General features: G+C 40.0%; 11 protein-coding genes, 1 tRNA gene and 1 pseudogene. 7 read left to right on the top strand and 6 right to left on the bottom strand.

Annotated features, from left to right (window positions below):
* Nucleotides 1-201: 201 nt before the first annotated feature.
* The 4 genes from DYI81_RS01015 to DYI81_RS01000 all read right to left on the bottom strand — a co-directional run bounded on the left by DYI81_RS01015 (nucleotide 202) and on the right by DYI81_RS01000 (nucleotide 5,326).
* Complete coding sequence (locus DYI81_RS01015) at nucleotides 202-1,539, bottom strand: ATP-binding protein (RefSeq protein WP_117006467.1); 1,338 nt, start codon at nucleotides 1,537-1,539, stop codon at nucleotides 202-204.
* Nucleotides 1,540-2,214, bottom strand: a complete 675-nt coding sequence (locus tag DYI81_RS01010; RefSeq protein ID WP_106984467.1) for a response regulator transcription factor — start codon at nucleotides 2,212-2,214, stop codon at nucleotides 1,540-1,542.
* A gap of 13 nt (nucleotides 2,215-2,227) precedes the next feature.
* A complete protein-coding gene (locus DYI81_RS01005; protein ID WP_117006466.1) occupies nucleotides 2,228-3,889 on the bottom strand; it encodes a phosphoethanolamine--lipid A transferase in 1,662 nt (553 codons plus the stop codon).
* 183 nt (nucleotides 3,890-4,072) lie between these two features.
* Entirely contained in the window at nucleotides 4,073-5,326 is a 1,254-nt protein-coding gene (locus tag DYI81_RS01000) for an MFS transporter (protein WP_117006465.1), read from the bottom strand.
* Between the two features lie 131 nt (nucleotides 5,327-5,457).
* On the opposite strand from DYI81_RS01000, the gene DYI81_RS00995 reads away from it, so the two are divergent.
* The 5 genes and pseudogenes from DYI81_RS00995 (at nucleotide 5,458) to putP (ending at nucleotide 10,350) form a co-directional block, all read left to right on the top strand.
* On the top strand, nucleotides 5,458-6,084 hold the full coding sequence (locus tag DYI81_RS00995) for a 1-acyl-sn-glycerol-3-phosphate acyltransferase (protein WP_117006464.1): 627 nt from the start codon (nucleotides 5,458-5,460) through the stop codon (nucleotides 6,082-6,084).
* A gap of 83 nt (nucleotides 6,085-6,167) precedes the next feature.
* On the top strand, nucleotides 6,168-7,085 hold the full coding sequence (locus DYI81_RS00990) for a patatin-like phospholipase family protein (RefSeq protein WP_117006463.1): 918 nt from the start codon (nucleotides 6,168-6,170) through the stop codon (nucleotides 7,083-7,085).
* Between the two features lie 222 nt (nucleotides 7,086-7,307).
* Nucleotides 7,308-7,775, top strand: coding sequence for an NfeD family protein (locus DYI81_RS00985; protein WP_117006462.1), 468 nt, complete (start codon nucleotides 7,308-7,310; stop codon nucleotides 7,773-7,775).
* A gap of 15 nt (nucleotides 7,776-7,790) precedes the next feature.
* The gene (locus DYI81_RS00980) at nucleotides 7,791-8,645 is read left to right on the top strand and encodes an SPFH domain-containing protein (RefSeq protein ID WP_106984461.1); all 855 of its coding nucleotides are present in this window, start codon (nucleotides 7,791-7,793) and stop codon (nucleotides 8,643-8,645) included.
* Between the two features lie 219 nt (nucleotides 8,646-8,864).
* Nucleotides 8,865-10,350 (top strand): annotated as a pseudogene (gene putP / locus DYI81_RS00975) (sodium/proline symporter PutP).
* Between the two features lie 94 nt (nucleotides 10,351-10,444).
* On the opposite strand, the gene DYI81_RS00970 reads toward putP, so the two are convergent.
* Both DYI81_RS00970 and prpF read right to left on the bottom strand, forming a co-directional pair.
* Nucleotides 10,445-11,356, bottom strand: coding sequence for a farnesyl diphosphate synthase (locus tag DYI81_RS00970; RefSeq protein ID WP_117006522.1), 912 nt, complete (start codon nucleotides 11,354-11,356; stop codon nucleotides 10,445-10,447).
* 372 nt (nucleotides 11,357-11,728) lie between these two features.
* Nucleotides 11,729-12,919 (bottom strand): 2-methylaconitate cis-trans isomerase PrpF, encoded by a 1,191-nt coding sequence (gene prpF / locus DYI81_RS00965; protein ID WP_117006461.1) that lies wholly within the window; start codon nucleotides 12,917-12,919, stop codon nucleotides 11,729-11,731.
* Between the two features lie 327 nt (nucleotides 12,920-13,246).
* Here prpF and DYI81_RS00960 point away from each other — a divergent pair, with 327 nt between their 5' ends.
* Together DYI81_RS00960 and DYI81_RS00955 are read left to right on the top strand one after the other, a co-directional pair.
* Nucleotides 13,247-14,602, top strand: a complete 1,356-nt coding sequence (locus DYI81_RS00960; protein WP_117006460.1) for an amino acid permease — start codon at nucleotides 13,247-13,249, stop codon at nucleotides 14,600-14,602.
* An 86-nt stretch (nucleotides 14,603-14,688) separates the two neighbouring features.
* A tRNA-Arg gene (locus DYI81_RS00955) sits at nucleotides 14,689-14,764 on the top strand.
* Nucleotides 14,765-15,267 lie beyond the last annotated feature (503 nt).

Genomic DNA, 15,267 nt, shown 5'->3' with positions numbered 1-15,267 from the left:
GTATTTAACTTTGTCCAATTGGTTGAAATACACTTTATCGTTTACGTTGAGTACAGAACGGATGATACAGCGCAAAAAAAAAGCCCATACAATATTGCATAGGCTTTTGTAAATGTTTCATTTAAACAAGATAAATCTCTAAATATTACATACTCAAATAAAAAGAACACCACACAGATTCAAGCGCGGTGAAGTTAATTTTTATGCTTTTGGCGATAGTGGCAATTCAATACTGACCTTCAACCCGCCCAAGCTTTCACTTGTACCAAAGCTCAGTTGTCCATGAATCCGTTGCACGGCTTTATCTACAATGGATAGCCCTAAACCACTACCCACCTCTTGATGATGATGCACTCGATAAAATCGCTTTAAAATATGTTCATGTAATTGAGGGTCAATCCCAGGTCCACTGTCCTCTACCACAATCATGGCATGATCGTCTTTTGGATAGACCGAAACATTAATCACGCCATTATTGGGCGTATATTTAATGGCATTATCAATCAGGTTATAAATAATGGAATGCACAGCAGACTTTTGGCTATGCAGTTTCAATGCTTCACTCTGCTCCATACCTAAGTCCAGATTTTTTTGCATCGCCAAGTGAATAAGTTGCTCTACACAATTGACTGCTGTCGTTGAAACATCAAAATCCTGTAAACGTTCAAGATCTTCAATAGAGGCATCTTGTTTGGCTAAATTTAATAACTGCGTCACCAAATGCTGAATACGAACTAATCCTAAGTTTAAGCGTTGTAAATCGGCATGTTCTGGAAACTCTTGTAATAACACCTGCATTTGTAAACTCAATGCAGTAATCGGAGTCCTAAGCTCATGCGCCGCATCTGCAATAAACTGGCGTTGCTCTTGCTGAGACAAACTAATACGCTCGAACAGATGGTTCATTTCTTCAATGGTTGGAATAATTTCAACAGGATAATCTCTTGCCAAAATTGGCTGTAAATCTTTGGAGTTACGCTGTGCCAGTTCTGCTTTAAAGTCATCTAAAGGCTGTAAAATGCGGCTAATCATCCAACTCAAACCCCAAATCACAAAAGGCATGAGCACCAAATACGGAATCAGCATACTGCCAGCCAATTCTAAAGCGAGATCTTGGCGGACTGATTGTTGCTGACTGACCTGAATTTGATAGTCTTTTTGAGGCAATACATAGGTATACCAAACATCGTCGGCATTCTTGTGGCGATAAAAACCAGCCTTCGGTACCGAATGCACCAAAATATCACTATGTTGTTGATTTTTTGTGCGATCCTTATAAGACCACACATCAACAAATAGATCTTGCTCAGCATAACGCTGTGTTGGCTCAAAATCATTTCTGGTTGGCTCTAAACCGTGCCGAACCACTCGCTCCGCCAAATTTTTCATTTGTTGATCTAAAATTTCATTGGTTTCTTCCAAAGAAATTTTATAAGCCGACATCATCAACACACAGCCTACAATAAGACTGAAAAAAGACATGTAAAGAATCAGTTTAGTCTTTAGTGAATTTGCAAAACTGTGTGTGCTGAACGCCATTTAGAGTTGTCCTAAGCGATAACCCAAACCACGAATGGTACGAATAAAATCTTTGCCCAATTTATTTCTTAAGTGATGTACATATACTTCAATGGTATTACTGCTGATTTCACTATCAAAATCATACAGTTTGTCCTCTAAATTGGTTTTAGAAAAAATCTTATTCGGATGTGTCACCAGTGGAATTAAAATGGCCCACTCACGATTTGACAGATCAATATACTGCCCCTTGTATTTAGCCAAATGCTGTTCGACATCGAGCACCAACTCACCATAGGTTAAAATGTGTTGCTGATTGGCCTGTTGCTCTTTTCCACTACGGCGTAGCAATGCATGAATACGGGCAATCAGTTCATCAAACTCATAAGGTTTAATTAAATAATCATCTGCCCCCTGATTTAAACCATCAACACGTTGTTGTAATTGATCACGTGCAGAAATAATCAGGACTGGTAAATTCGGCTGAATTTGACGAATCTGCTTAAGCACTTGCATACCATCCATCAAAGGCAAACCTAAATCTAGCAATACAGCATCAAATTCACTTTGCTGTAAGAGTTTTAAGCCATCAATTCCGTTATTTACCCACTCTACTTCAAAGCCCTGATACTTCAATAAAGTCTGAGTAGACTCAGCAATCATAAAGTCGTCTTCAATGATTAAAATTTTTGTCATGGCATCAACTCACTTAAGCAGCAGGCTTACAATTTTGTAGCATATCATTTTTTGCATCAATCACTTGAGTTTGTACACCCAATATACTCAAGAGACTTGGGAATAAATTATCTTGACTCAACACTTTGGATTTTTGTTGGCTTAAACAGCTTACATTGGCCGCTTGATGGGCTCTCCATTCTGGAGAAAACCACATAATCATCGGAACATGCGTCTGTTGTGATGGTGCCATCGCATACGGCGCACCATGTAAGTACATCCCATATTCACCAGTTGATTCACCATGATCCGATAAATACCAGAAACCTGTTTGATACTTGCTATTGGCTTTTAATGACTGAATCACTTCACTCAAGATATGATCTGTATAAACAATACTATTATCATAACTATTGATTAAAGCGTCTTGTGTACAACCCTGAATGGCATTGGTATCGCAAGTGGGTTTAAATTTTTGAAATTCTGGCGTTGCACGGGCGTAGTATGCAGGCCCATGACTGCCGACTTGGTGTAATACAATCAAGCGTGGTGTTTGATCATCCGCTGGAATTTTTTCGATATATTGATTCAACGCATCTACTAAAATTTGGTCATAACATTCACCTTCTGGTGTACACCATTTTTTCTTCAATTCTGGCGAAATCTCAACTTGCTCAACACGGGTACACGTCCCTTTACAACCTGAGTTGTTATCAATCCATGTCACTTTATATCCAGCACGCTGTGCAATATCCAATAAGCCTTCACGGTGGTTTGCTAAGTTTTCATCATAGTCACTACGAGGCATACCAGAGAACATACACGGTACCGAAACTGCAGTTGCCGTACCACATGAGCTTACCTGACTAAAGTTTATTACGTCTAATTTAGACAGCTCAGGGTTGGTATTTTTTGCATAACCGTTTAAAGAAAAACTCTCAGCACGTGCTGTTTCGCCCACCACCAATACCATTAGTTTTGGCTTTTTGCCTTGCGCAGTTTTCTCTACCAAATGCGCATCTTCACCATATTTCACCAAAGGCAAATTTTCTTTTGGCGCTTGATGATGAAAATATGAAAAACCTGCAGCGATGGCATTTTGTGGCGAGATCATGCCTTTTAAATCGCGGTGTTGACGGAAAATCGCAGCATAATCTACATAGAATACAAAAAGCATTGCTGCCAGCACTGCAAAGGATGCAATAAGATGCACGCCTTTTTTGATCAATACTTTAGATTTGGTTTCAACTTTAAGTGGAATACAGGCCACAACCAACATTGGTAAGGCCACCATAAATATGCTCCAAAGCAACAAGCGTATAGACATTAAGCCTTTAACTTCTTGTGGATCCGTCTGCATGGCATTTTGAATCTGATCTGGCGAAATCACAACACCCAAACTGCACACAAAGTAGGCACTAAAACCACCAATAAATAGTAAAATTAATGCAACTGCCTTTGCAGTCCAACGCCACTGCAAAAGTTGCAATAAGATGTTATACAGTGCAGTCACCACCAATACAGATGCGATCAAAAATAGCCACGACTTCATCCCTTGATACGGCGTAAGTTGATGCAATTTTTGATAAAACCCAATATTGAGGGCGAAGGCCAACCAAACACTCACCAATAAGTTAAAGCGTGAAACTGGCATTGTAGTGAATGTTTTCCATTTTCTTTTCAATGATTCAAACATGCAAAATTTCTTCAAATATTTTACGAATGAAGCTAAATTAATCGCGCTAACTTAATCAATGCTTAACAAGCTTAATTTATTCTTAAATCCATTATTTAAATTATGTTTTCAATGAGTTAAAAATAATTATTATTCAAACAACTGCTTTTCAAACTACAGTTTGAACGCTGAATTCAGCTCAGTTTAAGCAATATTTTTTTGACTTTCTTTATGCCAAATTATCATCGGAATAATACTCAATAAGGCAACAACACAAATCATGCTTAAATACAGCGCATACCCCAACTGATCTGCAATGATGCCACTGACAATATATAACCCACCGTTGACAGTCGCCATAACACTTACCTGAAAAGTAAAATCTGTGCCAGCCATAGGTTTACGACTATATTGCATCACCAAGGTCAGCATGACCACCAACAACATCGATGCAAGCATGTCTTCTACAGCATTAATGGTATAAATGAGCCACGGATGCACCAGCACCTGATTTTGGTACTGCCACGCCAGCCATGCATAAGCACCCAAGCTGAAAACCTTGAGCACTGAAAACAGCCATAAAGCTTGAAAGCGCCCAATATATTTCAGCAGTAAGCCTGCCAATCCAGCTCCCAACAACGCGGCCAAGGCACCCAGCATGGTGACATAAATGCCAATTTGACTATAACTTAAGCCCAAATCCACCATCAGTGGTTTTAGCAAGGGCCCCGCCAAGCCATCCGCAATTTTAAAACTCAGTAGCACCATCAACCACCACCACATGTGTGACTGACCTACAAAATAAGTTAAATAATCACGTACAGACTGCCAGTGAAAAGCTTGCTGAGTGGATGGTGTGGTAACTTGACGTACAGGCTCTTTAAAAAAAAGAATAGGTAAACTATTGAAAAAAACCAATACAGCCAAGGCTAAAAAGGTGCTTTGCCAATCTAACCAATCTAAAGCCCATAGTATGGCTCCCCCCCCTATAATAAAGCCCAAACGCGACCCAACCACTTGAAACATATTGCCCCAATGTTGTTGTTCTGATTTAAGTAAACTCACGGCTAAGCCATCTGTTGCAACATCTTGCGTAGCACCCACCATATTCATACTCAGAAGAGCAACAAATAGCGCCATGAGGTATAAAGGCTGATCCAAGGCCTGTATAGGCATAAAAGACAACAGGATTAAAATTGCAATGCTCATGCCCTGCAAGGGTAAAATCCATGAGCGATAATGCCCATGTTTATGATGTCCAATTCGATCAATCCAAGGTGCCCAAAATACTTTAATTGACCAAGGCAACATTAATAGGCCAAAACCACCAATATGTGCCAAAGACACACCCTGCGCACGTAAAATCACAGGCAATGCATGCGTCATAAAACCGACAGGTAAACCTTGCGCCCAATATAGAGAAAATAACAACACATAAATGTTCCGCATTTGCAGCATTGCATTTCCCCATTATTCAATTGGTTAAGCTAACTCTTTTATATGCAATTGAACTGCTCATTTTTGCCAATGCAGTTCTTATTTACAGCGCCTATATTAACCTTATCGCCAAGTAAAAGTGCATGACTTCTATGACACAAGACTTTCCTCATTTACCTAATTCTGTGCCCTCACGTGGCACTGCATGGAGTCAATCTGTCTTTAAGCGTTTATTTTTGGCACAAGGCTGGCGCTTTACTGGAGAATTCCCAAACTTCCCCAAAGCCATGGCCATTGTTTCTCCACATACATCAAATCTTGATGCATGGTATGCCTTTCTCGCTTTACTTGGCTTAGGCATTCGAGTCACAGTGTTTGGTAAAAATACTTTATTTAAAACCCCTCTGAAGCCTATTTTAAATTGGATTGGTGTAATTCCAGTAGAACGCCAACACGCCAGTGGGCTAACTCAACAAATTGTTGAGATCATCCAAGCACAAGAAAAAATTTGGATTGCCATGGCACCCGAAGGCACAAGAAAGCGTGCTGAAAAAATTCGTAGTGGCTTTTATTACATCGCACATGAAGCACAGATCCCTATTGTGATGTTTGCATTCGATTATGAAAACAAAGCCATCCGATGCTTAGGCGCCTATCACACAACAGGCAATTTCGAACAAGATTTAGCTGAAATTCTACAGTGCTATGAAGGCCATTTTTCACCTAAAAACCCTGACTGGCTAGCCAAGCCGTTACAAAAGCATTGGAAAAAGCCCTAGCAAAATGTTGTATTTTTTGATGAGATATCATACAGCTCAATACTGATGCGACTTTGCTAAACTTTTCTTGATTGTTCCAGATAATGAAACTACTAAAATATTCCCTATTGAGCGTTTTAGCTCTCAGTTTTGCTGGCTGTGACAAAGCCACACAAACACCCGTTCAAACCACAACCCTCAAAGCACGTGAACCCGTTATTGCTGTTGCTTTAGGTGGCGGTGGTGCAAAAGGTTTTGCACATATTGGGGTACTCAAAGTACTTGAATCTCATGGCATTAAACCAAAAATTGTGACAGGTACCAGTGCAGGTAGCTTTGTGGGCAGCCTCTATGCCAGTGGTAAAAGCCCCTATCAATTACAACAAATTGCACTTGGCTTTAAAGAGTCCGACATTCGAGACTTGACGCTCAACCGCCAAGGCTTTTTATTGGGACAAAAGCTACAAGACTACGTCAACAAAAATGTAGCCAATAAACCGATTGAACAGTTTCCCATTCGCTTTGCTGCCGTTGCTACACGTTTAGATACAGGCCGTAAAGCGGAGTTTATTAAAGGCAATGCAGGTCAGGCAGTGCGTGCCTCATGTAGTATTCCCAATGTATTTGTACCTGCACTCATTGGTGGGCAAAAATATGTTGATGGTGGTTTAATCAGTCCAATTCCTGTAAAAACTGCAAAAAATATGGGTGCAGACATCGTCATTGCTGTGGATATTTCAGCGCGCCCTGATGGCACGAAAGCCATGAATATGTTTGGCGTACTGGATCAAACCATTAATATTATGGGACAGCAAAGTATTAATGAAGAGCTTCAACAGGCCAACATTGTGATTCAGCCTAAAGTGGGCCACATTGGGACTTTAGATCTAAAAGCCAGTAATGAAACGATCTTGGAAGGCGAAAAAGCCACTCAATTAAAAATCCGAGCGATTCAAAAATTAGTGAGCGACTTTAAAGCATCACCTGCAGCCTTTAAGCCTGCACCCGTGGCCAAAATCTAAGCATAAGCCCCATATACCATAGCGCTGATTCAACCAATTTAGCGCTATGGTATAGTTCATTTTTCTGCATAGAATAAAATGCTATAAGTTGCTCAAAATCGAGCAGTTGGTATGTTTGTATAAAATACAAAAATAAATTTTATTTATACTCAAAAACTTTTTCATCTGTTACATTGATATCAATACACACCCACGATCTTTGACAACGACACGAGTAGCGGTATGGAATTTATTTTAGAACCTTGGTACTGGTTTGTTTTAGGCTTTCTACTGATCATTTCAGAATTAATCCTTCCAGCTTTCGCCGCCCTCTGGTTTGGTATTGGCGCAATCATGGTGGGTATTTTATATTTTCTGTTTCCAATGTTGAGCACAACAACTCAACTCGTGACTTGGATCATTCTCTCCATTCTTTGCACCATTGCATGGTTTAAATTCATTAAACCACTTTCAAAAGACAAAACCAAAGCCGGCCTTTCTCGTGAAGCAACCGTTGGTCAAGTTGGTATGGTCATTCAAACCAACCTAGAATTAGGACAAATTAAAGTTCGCTTTCCGATTCCCGTATTGGGCAATGCTGAATGGATATGCCGATCTCGCTCTGAAGTACAAGTGGGTGACCGCGTGCGTGTCATTGACATTATGGGGAATGATTTGATCGTGCAAGCACACAGTTATAACGACAACTAACAAGAGAGTATTTGAATGAGCGGAGCTACTATTGTTGTTTTAGCCTTTTTGGCCTTTGTTGCCATTACGATTTTTAAAGGTGTCCGTATTGTCCCTCAAGGCTATAAATGGATCGTACAGCGTTTGGGTAAATACCATACCGTACTTGAACCTGGCCTTAACTTTGTCATTCCCTACATTGATGAAGTGGCTTATAAAGTCACCACCAAAGACATCGTATTAGATATTCCTTCTCAAGAAGTCATTACCCGAGACAACGCCGTATTGGTCATGAATGCCGTGGCTTATATTAATATTACAACACCAGTAAATGCGGTGTATGGTATTGAAAACTACTCTTGGGCAATCCAAAACCTCGTACAAACATCATTGCGTTCAATTGTTGGCGAAATGGATTTAGACGATGCCCTGTCTTCACGTGATCATATTAAAGCACGCCTAAAAGCCAGTATCTCTGATGACATCGCTGATTGGGGTATTACCCTTAAAACAGTTGAAATTCAAGATATTAAACCATCACACACCATGCAAGCTGCAATGGAAGAACAAGCAGCTGCCGAACGTCAACGTCGTGCGACAGTAACCAAAGCCGATGGTGAAAAACAAGCTGCTATTTTAGAAGCAGATGGTCGTTTAGAAGCATCACGCCGTGACGCAGAAGCGCAAGTTGTCTTGGCACAAGCATCGCAAAAAGCAATTGAATTGGTCACTTCAGCGGTAGGCGAAAAAGAAATTCCAGTGGCTTATTTATTGGGTGAACAATACGTTAAAGCAATGCAAGATATGGCAAAATCCAATAATGCCAAAACCGTGGTTTTACCTGCGGACGTCATGAGTACCATTCGTGGCATCATGGGTCGCGGCCAATAAAACTTTGAATATTTTTAATCCAATAGACAGCTTTCATGCTGTCTATTTTTATTTCTGACTATAAATTTCTGTATGTTTCGTTAATTTATGGTTAAATTTCACATTATTTTTGAAATTATTTATATGGGTTCATCACAAGCAACAGCTTTTTGACTTGTGAAATTACCTATTGTTATTTCATCCTCCCAAGCACTACGCAACTCAAAAAACGGATATCGTATGAGCTCCCTCGACCCCACCTTAATCACGTTTCTTTTTTATATTGTCGCCATGATTGCGATTGGCCTGATGGCTTATCGTGCGACCAGCAACTTCTCAGATTATATTTTAGGTGGCCGTCGTTTAGGCAGTTTTGTCACAGCGCTATCTGCGGGTGCATCAGACATGAGTGGTTGGTTACTCATGGGCCTACCCGGTGCTATCTATCTTTCTGGCCTATCTGAAATGTGGATTGCCATTGGCCTCATTATTGGTGCTTGGCTGAATTGGCTTTTAGTGGCTGGTCGCTTGCGTGTGCATACAGAAGTTCAAAACAATGCCCTCACCTTGCCAGATTACTTCTCTAATCGCTTTAATGACCAAAAGAAGATTTTGCGCATTGTTTCGGCCTTTGTCATTTTAATTTTTTTCGCTATTTACTGTGCTTCAGGCATGGTGGCAGGTGCTCGATTATTTGAAAGCATGTTTGGTATTTCTTATAGCACGGCCTTATGGATTAGCGCTGTTGCAACCATCAGTTATTATTGGTGGTTTCCTTGCGGTGAGCTGGACCGACACCATTCAAGCGGGGCTGATGATTTTTGCCCTCTTGCTCACGCCATTGGTTGTAATTTTATCATTCTCAGACTTGAGCCAAATTAGTATTGCACTGGATGCTGCACGCCCACATGCAACAGATGTCTTGGGTAATTTAAGTTTTGTTGCCATTATTTCATTATTGGCTTGGGGCTTAGGCTATTTTGGTCAACCCCATATTCTAGTCCGCTTCATGGCTGCAGACTCTGTAAAATCGATTCCAAATGCACGTCGTATTGGCATGACTTGGATGATTTTATGCCTTGGTGGTGCTGTTGCAGCAGGTTTCTTTGGTATTGCTTATTTCCAACAGCATCCTGAATTGGCTGCGGTGGTCAATACCAACCCTGAAACAGTATTTATGGAACTCACTAAAATTCTGTTTAACCCTTGGGTTGCTGGTATTGTATTGGCAGCCATTTTAGCCGCTGTGATGAGTACTTTAAGTTGCCAGCTTTTAGTATGTTCAAGTACTTTAACTGAAGACTTTTATAAAGCCTTCCTGCGCAAAAATGCTTCTCAAAAAGAACTGGTTTGGGTAGGTCGCTTGATGGTATTGGCAATTGCCCTATTGGCTATTTATATGGCAGGTAATCCTGAATCTAAAGTCTTAGGTTTAGTTGCATACGCTTGGGCAGGTTTTGGTGCAGCTTTCGGCCCGCTAATTATTTTGTCACTGTTCTGGAAACGCATGACCTTAAATGGCGCGCTTGCAGGCATGGTTGTGGGTGCTGTCATGGTCATTGTATGGAAAAATGTATGGGGTGATACAGGCCTATACGAAATTGTTCCAGGCTTCATTTGTTCATTAATCGCAATTGTTGTGGTGAGCTTAATGGGCAAAGCTCCATCTAAAGATGTCACAGATCGTTTTGAACAAGCCGATCAGCTTTATAAAGACAGCGTATAAATACAGTCTTGAAGTAGTGCAATAAAAAAGAGGACTGAATGTCCTCTTTTTTATTGCTGTTCAACTATCAGTTTTACATACTAGATATACAGACCTATGCTTTACGTGTCAGTAAAAACTGCATAATGTTGGTCAGTTCAGCAACTTGTGATTCATCAAAATGCGCCAAGGCATTCATTGCTTGATGATGCAACTCCAATGCATAAGCCTGTGCCGCTTCAAGCCCCATCAATGCAGGATAAGTCGATTTATCCACTTGCTGATCTTTACCAGCGGTTTTACCTAATATTGCAGTGTCTGAAGTAATATCTAAAATATCGTCCTGCACTTGAAAGGCTAAACCAATGGCTTGGGCAAACTCGCGTAACTTTGGAATGGCAATATCTGTGCCTTCAAAAATCGTCACTGCCGCCATCAAAACTGCAGCAGAAATAAGTGCACCTGTTTTATTGGTATGAATATTTTCCAAGGCTTGCTGATCAACATGTTTGCCTTCAGCCTGTAAATCAAGCACCTGCCCATTCACCATTTTAGATGAAGCTGTTGCAAGTATTTGCATTTGCTTTAACACAATACTGGCTTCAACCGCAGGACCTTGATCAAACAAACGACTTCCCAAAATCTCAAAGGCCATTGATTGTAAAATATCACCAGCGAGCAATGCAGTATCTTCACCATAAGCCACGTGACATGTCGGTTGGCCACGACGTAATAGGTCATTGTCCATACAAGGCAAATCATCATGTGCCAAGGAATAGCAATGGATAAATTCTATGGCAACCGCAGCACGACGTACTGCTGCAGCATTGGCATTCGGCTGAATCGCTGCTGTTGCATAACATAGTGCTGGACGTACACGCTTGCCACCCAACATCACCGCATGATGGACTGCACTTTTTAAAGGCTCTGGAATTGCAAAAGCATCTAAGGCTGTTAACAAATCCTGCTGAATTCGCTGCTGTGCTTCACTAAGTGGATGCACAGAAATGTCAGTTAAGGTTGACACATTCACCTCGATTACCTGATTAAGCTTTTATTTTAAAATGCTGTTCAGCACGTCGTCGCGCCAAAGCATCGCATCTGGTTGCCAGCATCATACTGCTTTCTGGGGCTATTCTCTATGCAACTTGATGTTTCTTGCAGCTAAATTAGCATTTAACCGTCCATGATCGCATCAAAGCGTGTGATTCAAATCATTAAACCTCAATATGCTAACCGCTAAAGCTCGCTTTATTTTTATATAAGCTTATGCTTTTCAAATTCATTCCAAGCCTAACTGAACAATAAAAACTATTGCCACGCTTGTTTACATTAAAAAAGCCCCTGTACTTGAAACATACAAGGGCTTTTAGAGATTAAAAAATATTAATGATTCAACTTAAGCGATGGTTTCCGCAGGAATACGTACCCAACCTTCCATTAATACACGAGCACTACGGCTCATTACTGCTTTTTTCACCACCCACTGCCCTTCGACCAATTCGGCCTGAGCACCCACACGGAGTGTGCCTGAAGGATGTCCAAAGCGTACAGCCTCACGTTCACCACCGCCTGCTGCCAAATTCACTAAAGTTCCTGGTACAGCAGCTGCCGTACCAATGGCAACAGCTGCTGTTCCCATCATGGCATGGTGTAATTTACCCATTGATAGTGCACGAACCAATAAATCTGTATCGCCAGTTTCAAGCTGTTTACCGCTTGAAGATACATAAGCTTTAGGCGCTGAAACAAAAGCGATTTTTGGGGTATGCTGACGTTGTGCTGCTTCTGATACATCCTGAATCAAGCCCATAAATTTGGCACCATACGCACGGATTTTCTCAAATTTAGCCAGTGCATTGGCATCGCTGTTTATATCGTCTTGTAATTCAGTCCCAATATAACCTAATGCTTCAGCTTTCATAAAAATCGTGGGAATGCCCGCATTAATAAACGTCGCTTCAAAAGTGCCAATGTCTGGAACTTCAAACTCGTCAACGACATTGCCCGTTGGGAACATAGCACCACCGTCTTCACCATCATCTGCAGGGTCTAAAAATTCGATTTGCACTTCAGCTGCTGGAAAAGTCACACCATCAAGTTCAAAGTCCCCAGACTCTTGTACCTGACCATCATGCATTGGGACATGCGCAATAATGGTTTTTTGAATATTGGCCTGCCAAATACGAACTGTACAGATGCCCTCGTTTGGAATACGTGTGCTATCTACCAAACCATTTGAAATAGCAAACGCCCCCACAGCTGCAGTTAAATTACCGCAGTTTCCACTCCAATCGACAAAGGCTTTATCAATAGCTACCTGACCAAATAAATAATCAACATCATGATCTGGTTGTGTACTTTTAGATAAAATTACCGTTTTACTGGTACTTGAAGTTGCACCGCCCATACCATCAATTTGTTTAGCGTATGGATCTGGACTGCCAATCACACGTAATAGAATTTGATCTCGAATATATCCTGCGTGTTGTGCAGCCTCTGGCAAGTCATCTTGCTTAAAAAATACACCTTTACTGGTCCCACCACGCATATAAGTTGCAGGAATACGGATTTGCGGTGCATAACTCATTTTTATTCAGTCCTTCATATTTATCATTTGTTGAGTCAAATAGCGTTATTTGAGCACTCAGAATCATACCTTTTTTTGTCAATCTTTTATCTAACTCATGACTTAAGTATAAAAAAACAGCATTTGTATTTTCAAATCTTATACATTTCTAATAACCACTTCTAAACAAATAAAATTAATATATTGATTCATATATTTTTAATATGAAAAATCAAATTAAATAATTTCAATTCGATTGATAAATATTTTTTATAGATTTTGAGCTACTAGGCTATTTCTTCTCAATCTATTACAATCTTTCACTTACTCCATTGTCGGGTGAGTACTTTGAATAACGAATCTTCACAACTGCAGCGCGGCTTAAAGAACCGTCATATCCAGCTCATCGCGATGGGCGGAGCGATCGGTACAGGCCTATTCTTGGGTTCAGCCCAAGTCATTCAGTCTGCAGGACCTTCTATTATTTTAGGCTATGCCATTGGCGGCCTGATTGCATTTTTAATTATGCGCCAACTCGGGGAAATGATTGTTCATGAACCTGTTGCGGGATCTTTCAGTCATTTTGCAAACAAATACTGGGGGAAATTTCCAGGCTTTTTAGCAGGTTGGAACTATTGGATTTTGTACGTCCTAGTTGCCATGACTGAGCTTACTGCTGTCGCTAAATATATTAACTATTGGTGGCCTCATATTCCTGCATGGGCTTCAGTTTTATTCTTTTTCATTGTGATTACTCTGGTCAATCTCGGCAATGTAAAATTTTATGGCGAATCTGAATTTTGGCTCTCGATTGTCAAAGTTACTGCTGTCGTTTCGATGATTCTATTCGGCTTGTACCTGCTTATGACAGCAGATGCTGGCTCTACTGCATCGTTCTCTAATTTATGGAGTCACGGTGGTTTCTTCCCGAATGGATTTGATGGCCTCTTCTACATGCTGGCATTCTTAATGTTTGCCTTTGGCGGTATTGAGCTGATCGGGATGGCTGCAGCTGAAGCAGAAAACCCAGAAAAAACCATTCCTAAAGCGATCAACCAAGTCGTTTTCCGAATTCTGATTTTCTATGTAGGCTCATTGACTATTCTTTTGTCTTTAGTGCCATGGAATCAATTAGATTTAGGTGGTCTGGATAAAAGTCCATTCGTAATGATTTTTAGTCAACTGGGCATTAACTGGGCTGCACATTTACTAAACTTTATTATTTTAACTGCCGCGCTTTCTGTATATAACAGTGGTATGTATGCCAATAGCCGTATGTTATTTGGTTTAGCACAACAAGGAAATGCGCCAAAAGTATTCTTAAAAGTAAACCGCCAAGGCGTGCCAATTCCAGCAGTATTGTTCTCTGCACTGCTCATTTTTGGTTGCGTACTTTTAAACTACTTCGTACCAGAAGATGCCTTAGGTCACTTAATTTATATTGTTGTGGGTGCGCTGGTATTGAACTGGGCAATGATTTCATTGACTCATTTCAAATTTATGCAACACATGAAAAAAATAGGTGAAAAAACCAAATTCCCTGCACTTTGGGCTCCAGTAAGTAACTTTGTAGTTTTATTGTTTATTGCAACTATTCTTTACATTATGTGGACGCAAGGATTTAAAGAGTCTGTATACATGATTCCAGTTTGGATTCTGGTTATGTTTGGTTTATTTAAATCACTTAATAAATCAAAAGCATAAATTACAACATTGATTTAAAATAAAAAGTTATTGTTTCGGCAATAACTTTTTTTTTATCTCAAATTAGAGTAAATTAAGTCGCCCTTGCGCTCTTAGCTTAACTGGATAGAGCAGTTGCCTCCTAAGCGACCGGCGTGGGTTCAAGTCCCGCAGAGCGCACCATCCTGTCTTTTTATAATCATTAAGCCATTTCACTTCAAATTACACTTTTGCCAAGTAAAACAAGTACAACTCAAAATCAATTCGCATTCATTTCTAAATGTGTACACGATTGTGCTTATTTTTCAGTTCTCAGCACAATGTCTTCAGGTCCAATCTATTTCAGCTCAAAGCAAACGTTAGAGGACTAAATTTTCAATAAAATTAGCTAAGGTCATCACTGTATTTATTTTTCTCATAATAAAGATGTAACACTTAACAAAACATGAGCCTTTATTTATGTGACATACAACACAATAAAAACAGTTAATATTTCAACCAACTAAATAAAAATTAAATTTCCAAAATTCATCTTTATTTTTATATAACAACAGCTTAATTTAACCGTATTTTAAAATTTTAGAATATTAACTCTAATAGATCACAAATTATTCATTTTTTTATTTCTAGAGCATTTACTCTTATTTAATTTATGCTATTTTTGTTACATGGAGTAAACAGCCAGG

It is taken from the genome of Acinetobacter sp. SWAC5 (assembly GCF_003419885.1).
Taxonomy (GTDB): domain Bacteria; phylum Pseudomonadota; class Gammaproteobacteria; order Pseudomonadales; family Moraxellaceae; genus Acinetobacter; species Acinetobacter cumulans.
The sequence above is the reverse complement of the archived record's forward strand: the minus strand, read 5'-3'. Positions and strand labels throughout refer to the sequence as shown.

What these genes read in the sequence shown, in the direction of transcription:
- DYI81_RS01015 (WP_117006467.1), bottom strand. Translation starts at nt 1,539, where the DNA reads ATGGCGTTCAGCACACACAGTTTTGCAAATTCACTAAAGACTAAACTG.
- DYI81_RS01010 (WP_106984467.1), bottom strand. Translation starts at nt 2,214, where the DNA reads ATGACAAAAATTTTAATCATTGAAGACGACTTTATGATTGCTGAGTCT.
- DYI81_RS01005 (WP_117006466.1), bottom strand. Translation starts at nt 3,889, where the DNA reads ATGTTTGAATCATTGAAAAGAAAATGGAAAACATTCACTACAATGCCA.
- DYI81_RS01000 (WP_117006465.1), bottom strand. Translation starts at nt 5,326, where the DNA reads ATGCTGCAAATGCGGAACATTTATGTGTTGTTATTTTCTCTATATTGG.
- DYI81_RS00995 (WP_117006464.1), top strand. Translation starts at nt 5,458, where the DNA reads ATGACACAAGACTTTCCTCATTTACCTAATTCTGTGCCCTCACGTGGC.
- DYI81_RS00990 (WP_117006463.1), top strand. Translation starts at nt 6,168, where the DNA reads ATGAAACTACTAAAATATTCCCTATTGAGCGTTTTAGCTCTCAGTTTT.
- DYI81_RS00985 (WP_117006462.1), top strand. Translation starts at nt 7,308, where the DNA reads ATGGAATTTATTTTAGAACCTTGGTACTGGTTTGTTTTAGGCTTTCTA.
- DYI81_RS00980 (WP_106984461.1), top strand. Translation starts at nt 7,791, where the DNA reads ATGAGCGGAGCTACTATTGTTGTTTTAGCCTTTTTGGCCTTTGTTGCC.
- prpF (WP_117006461.1), bottom strand. Translation starts at nt 12,919, where the DNA reads ATGAGTTATGCACCGCAAATCCGTATTCCTGCAACTTATATGCGTGGT.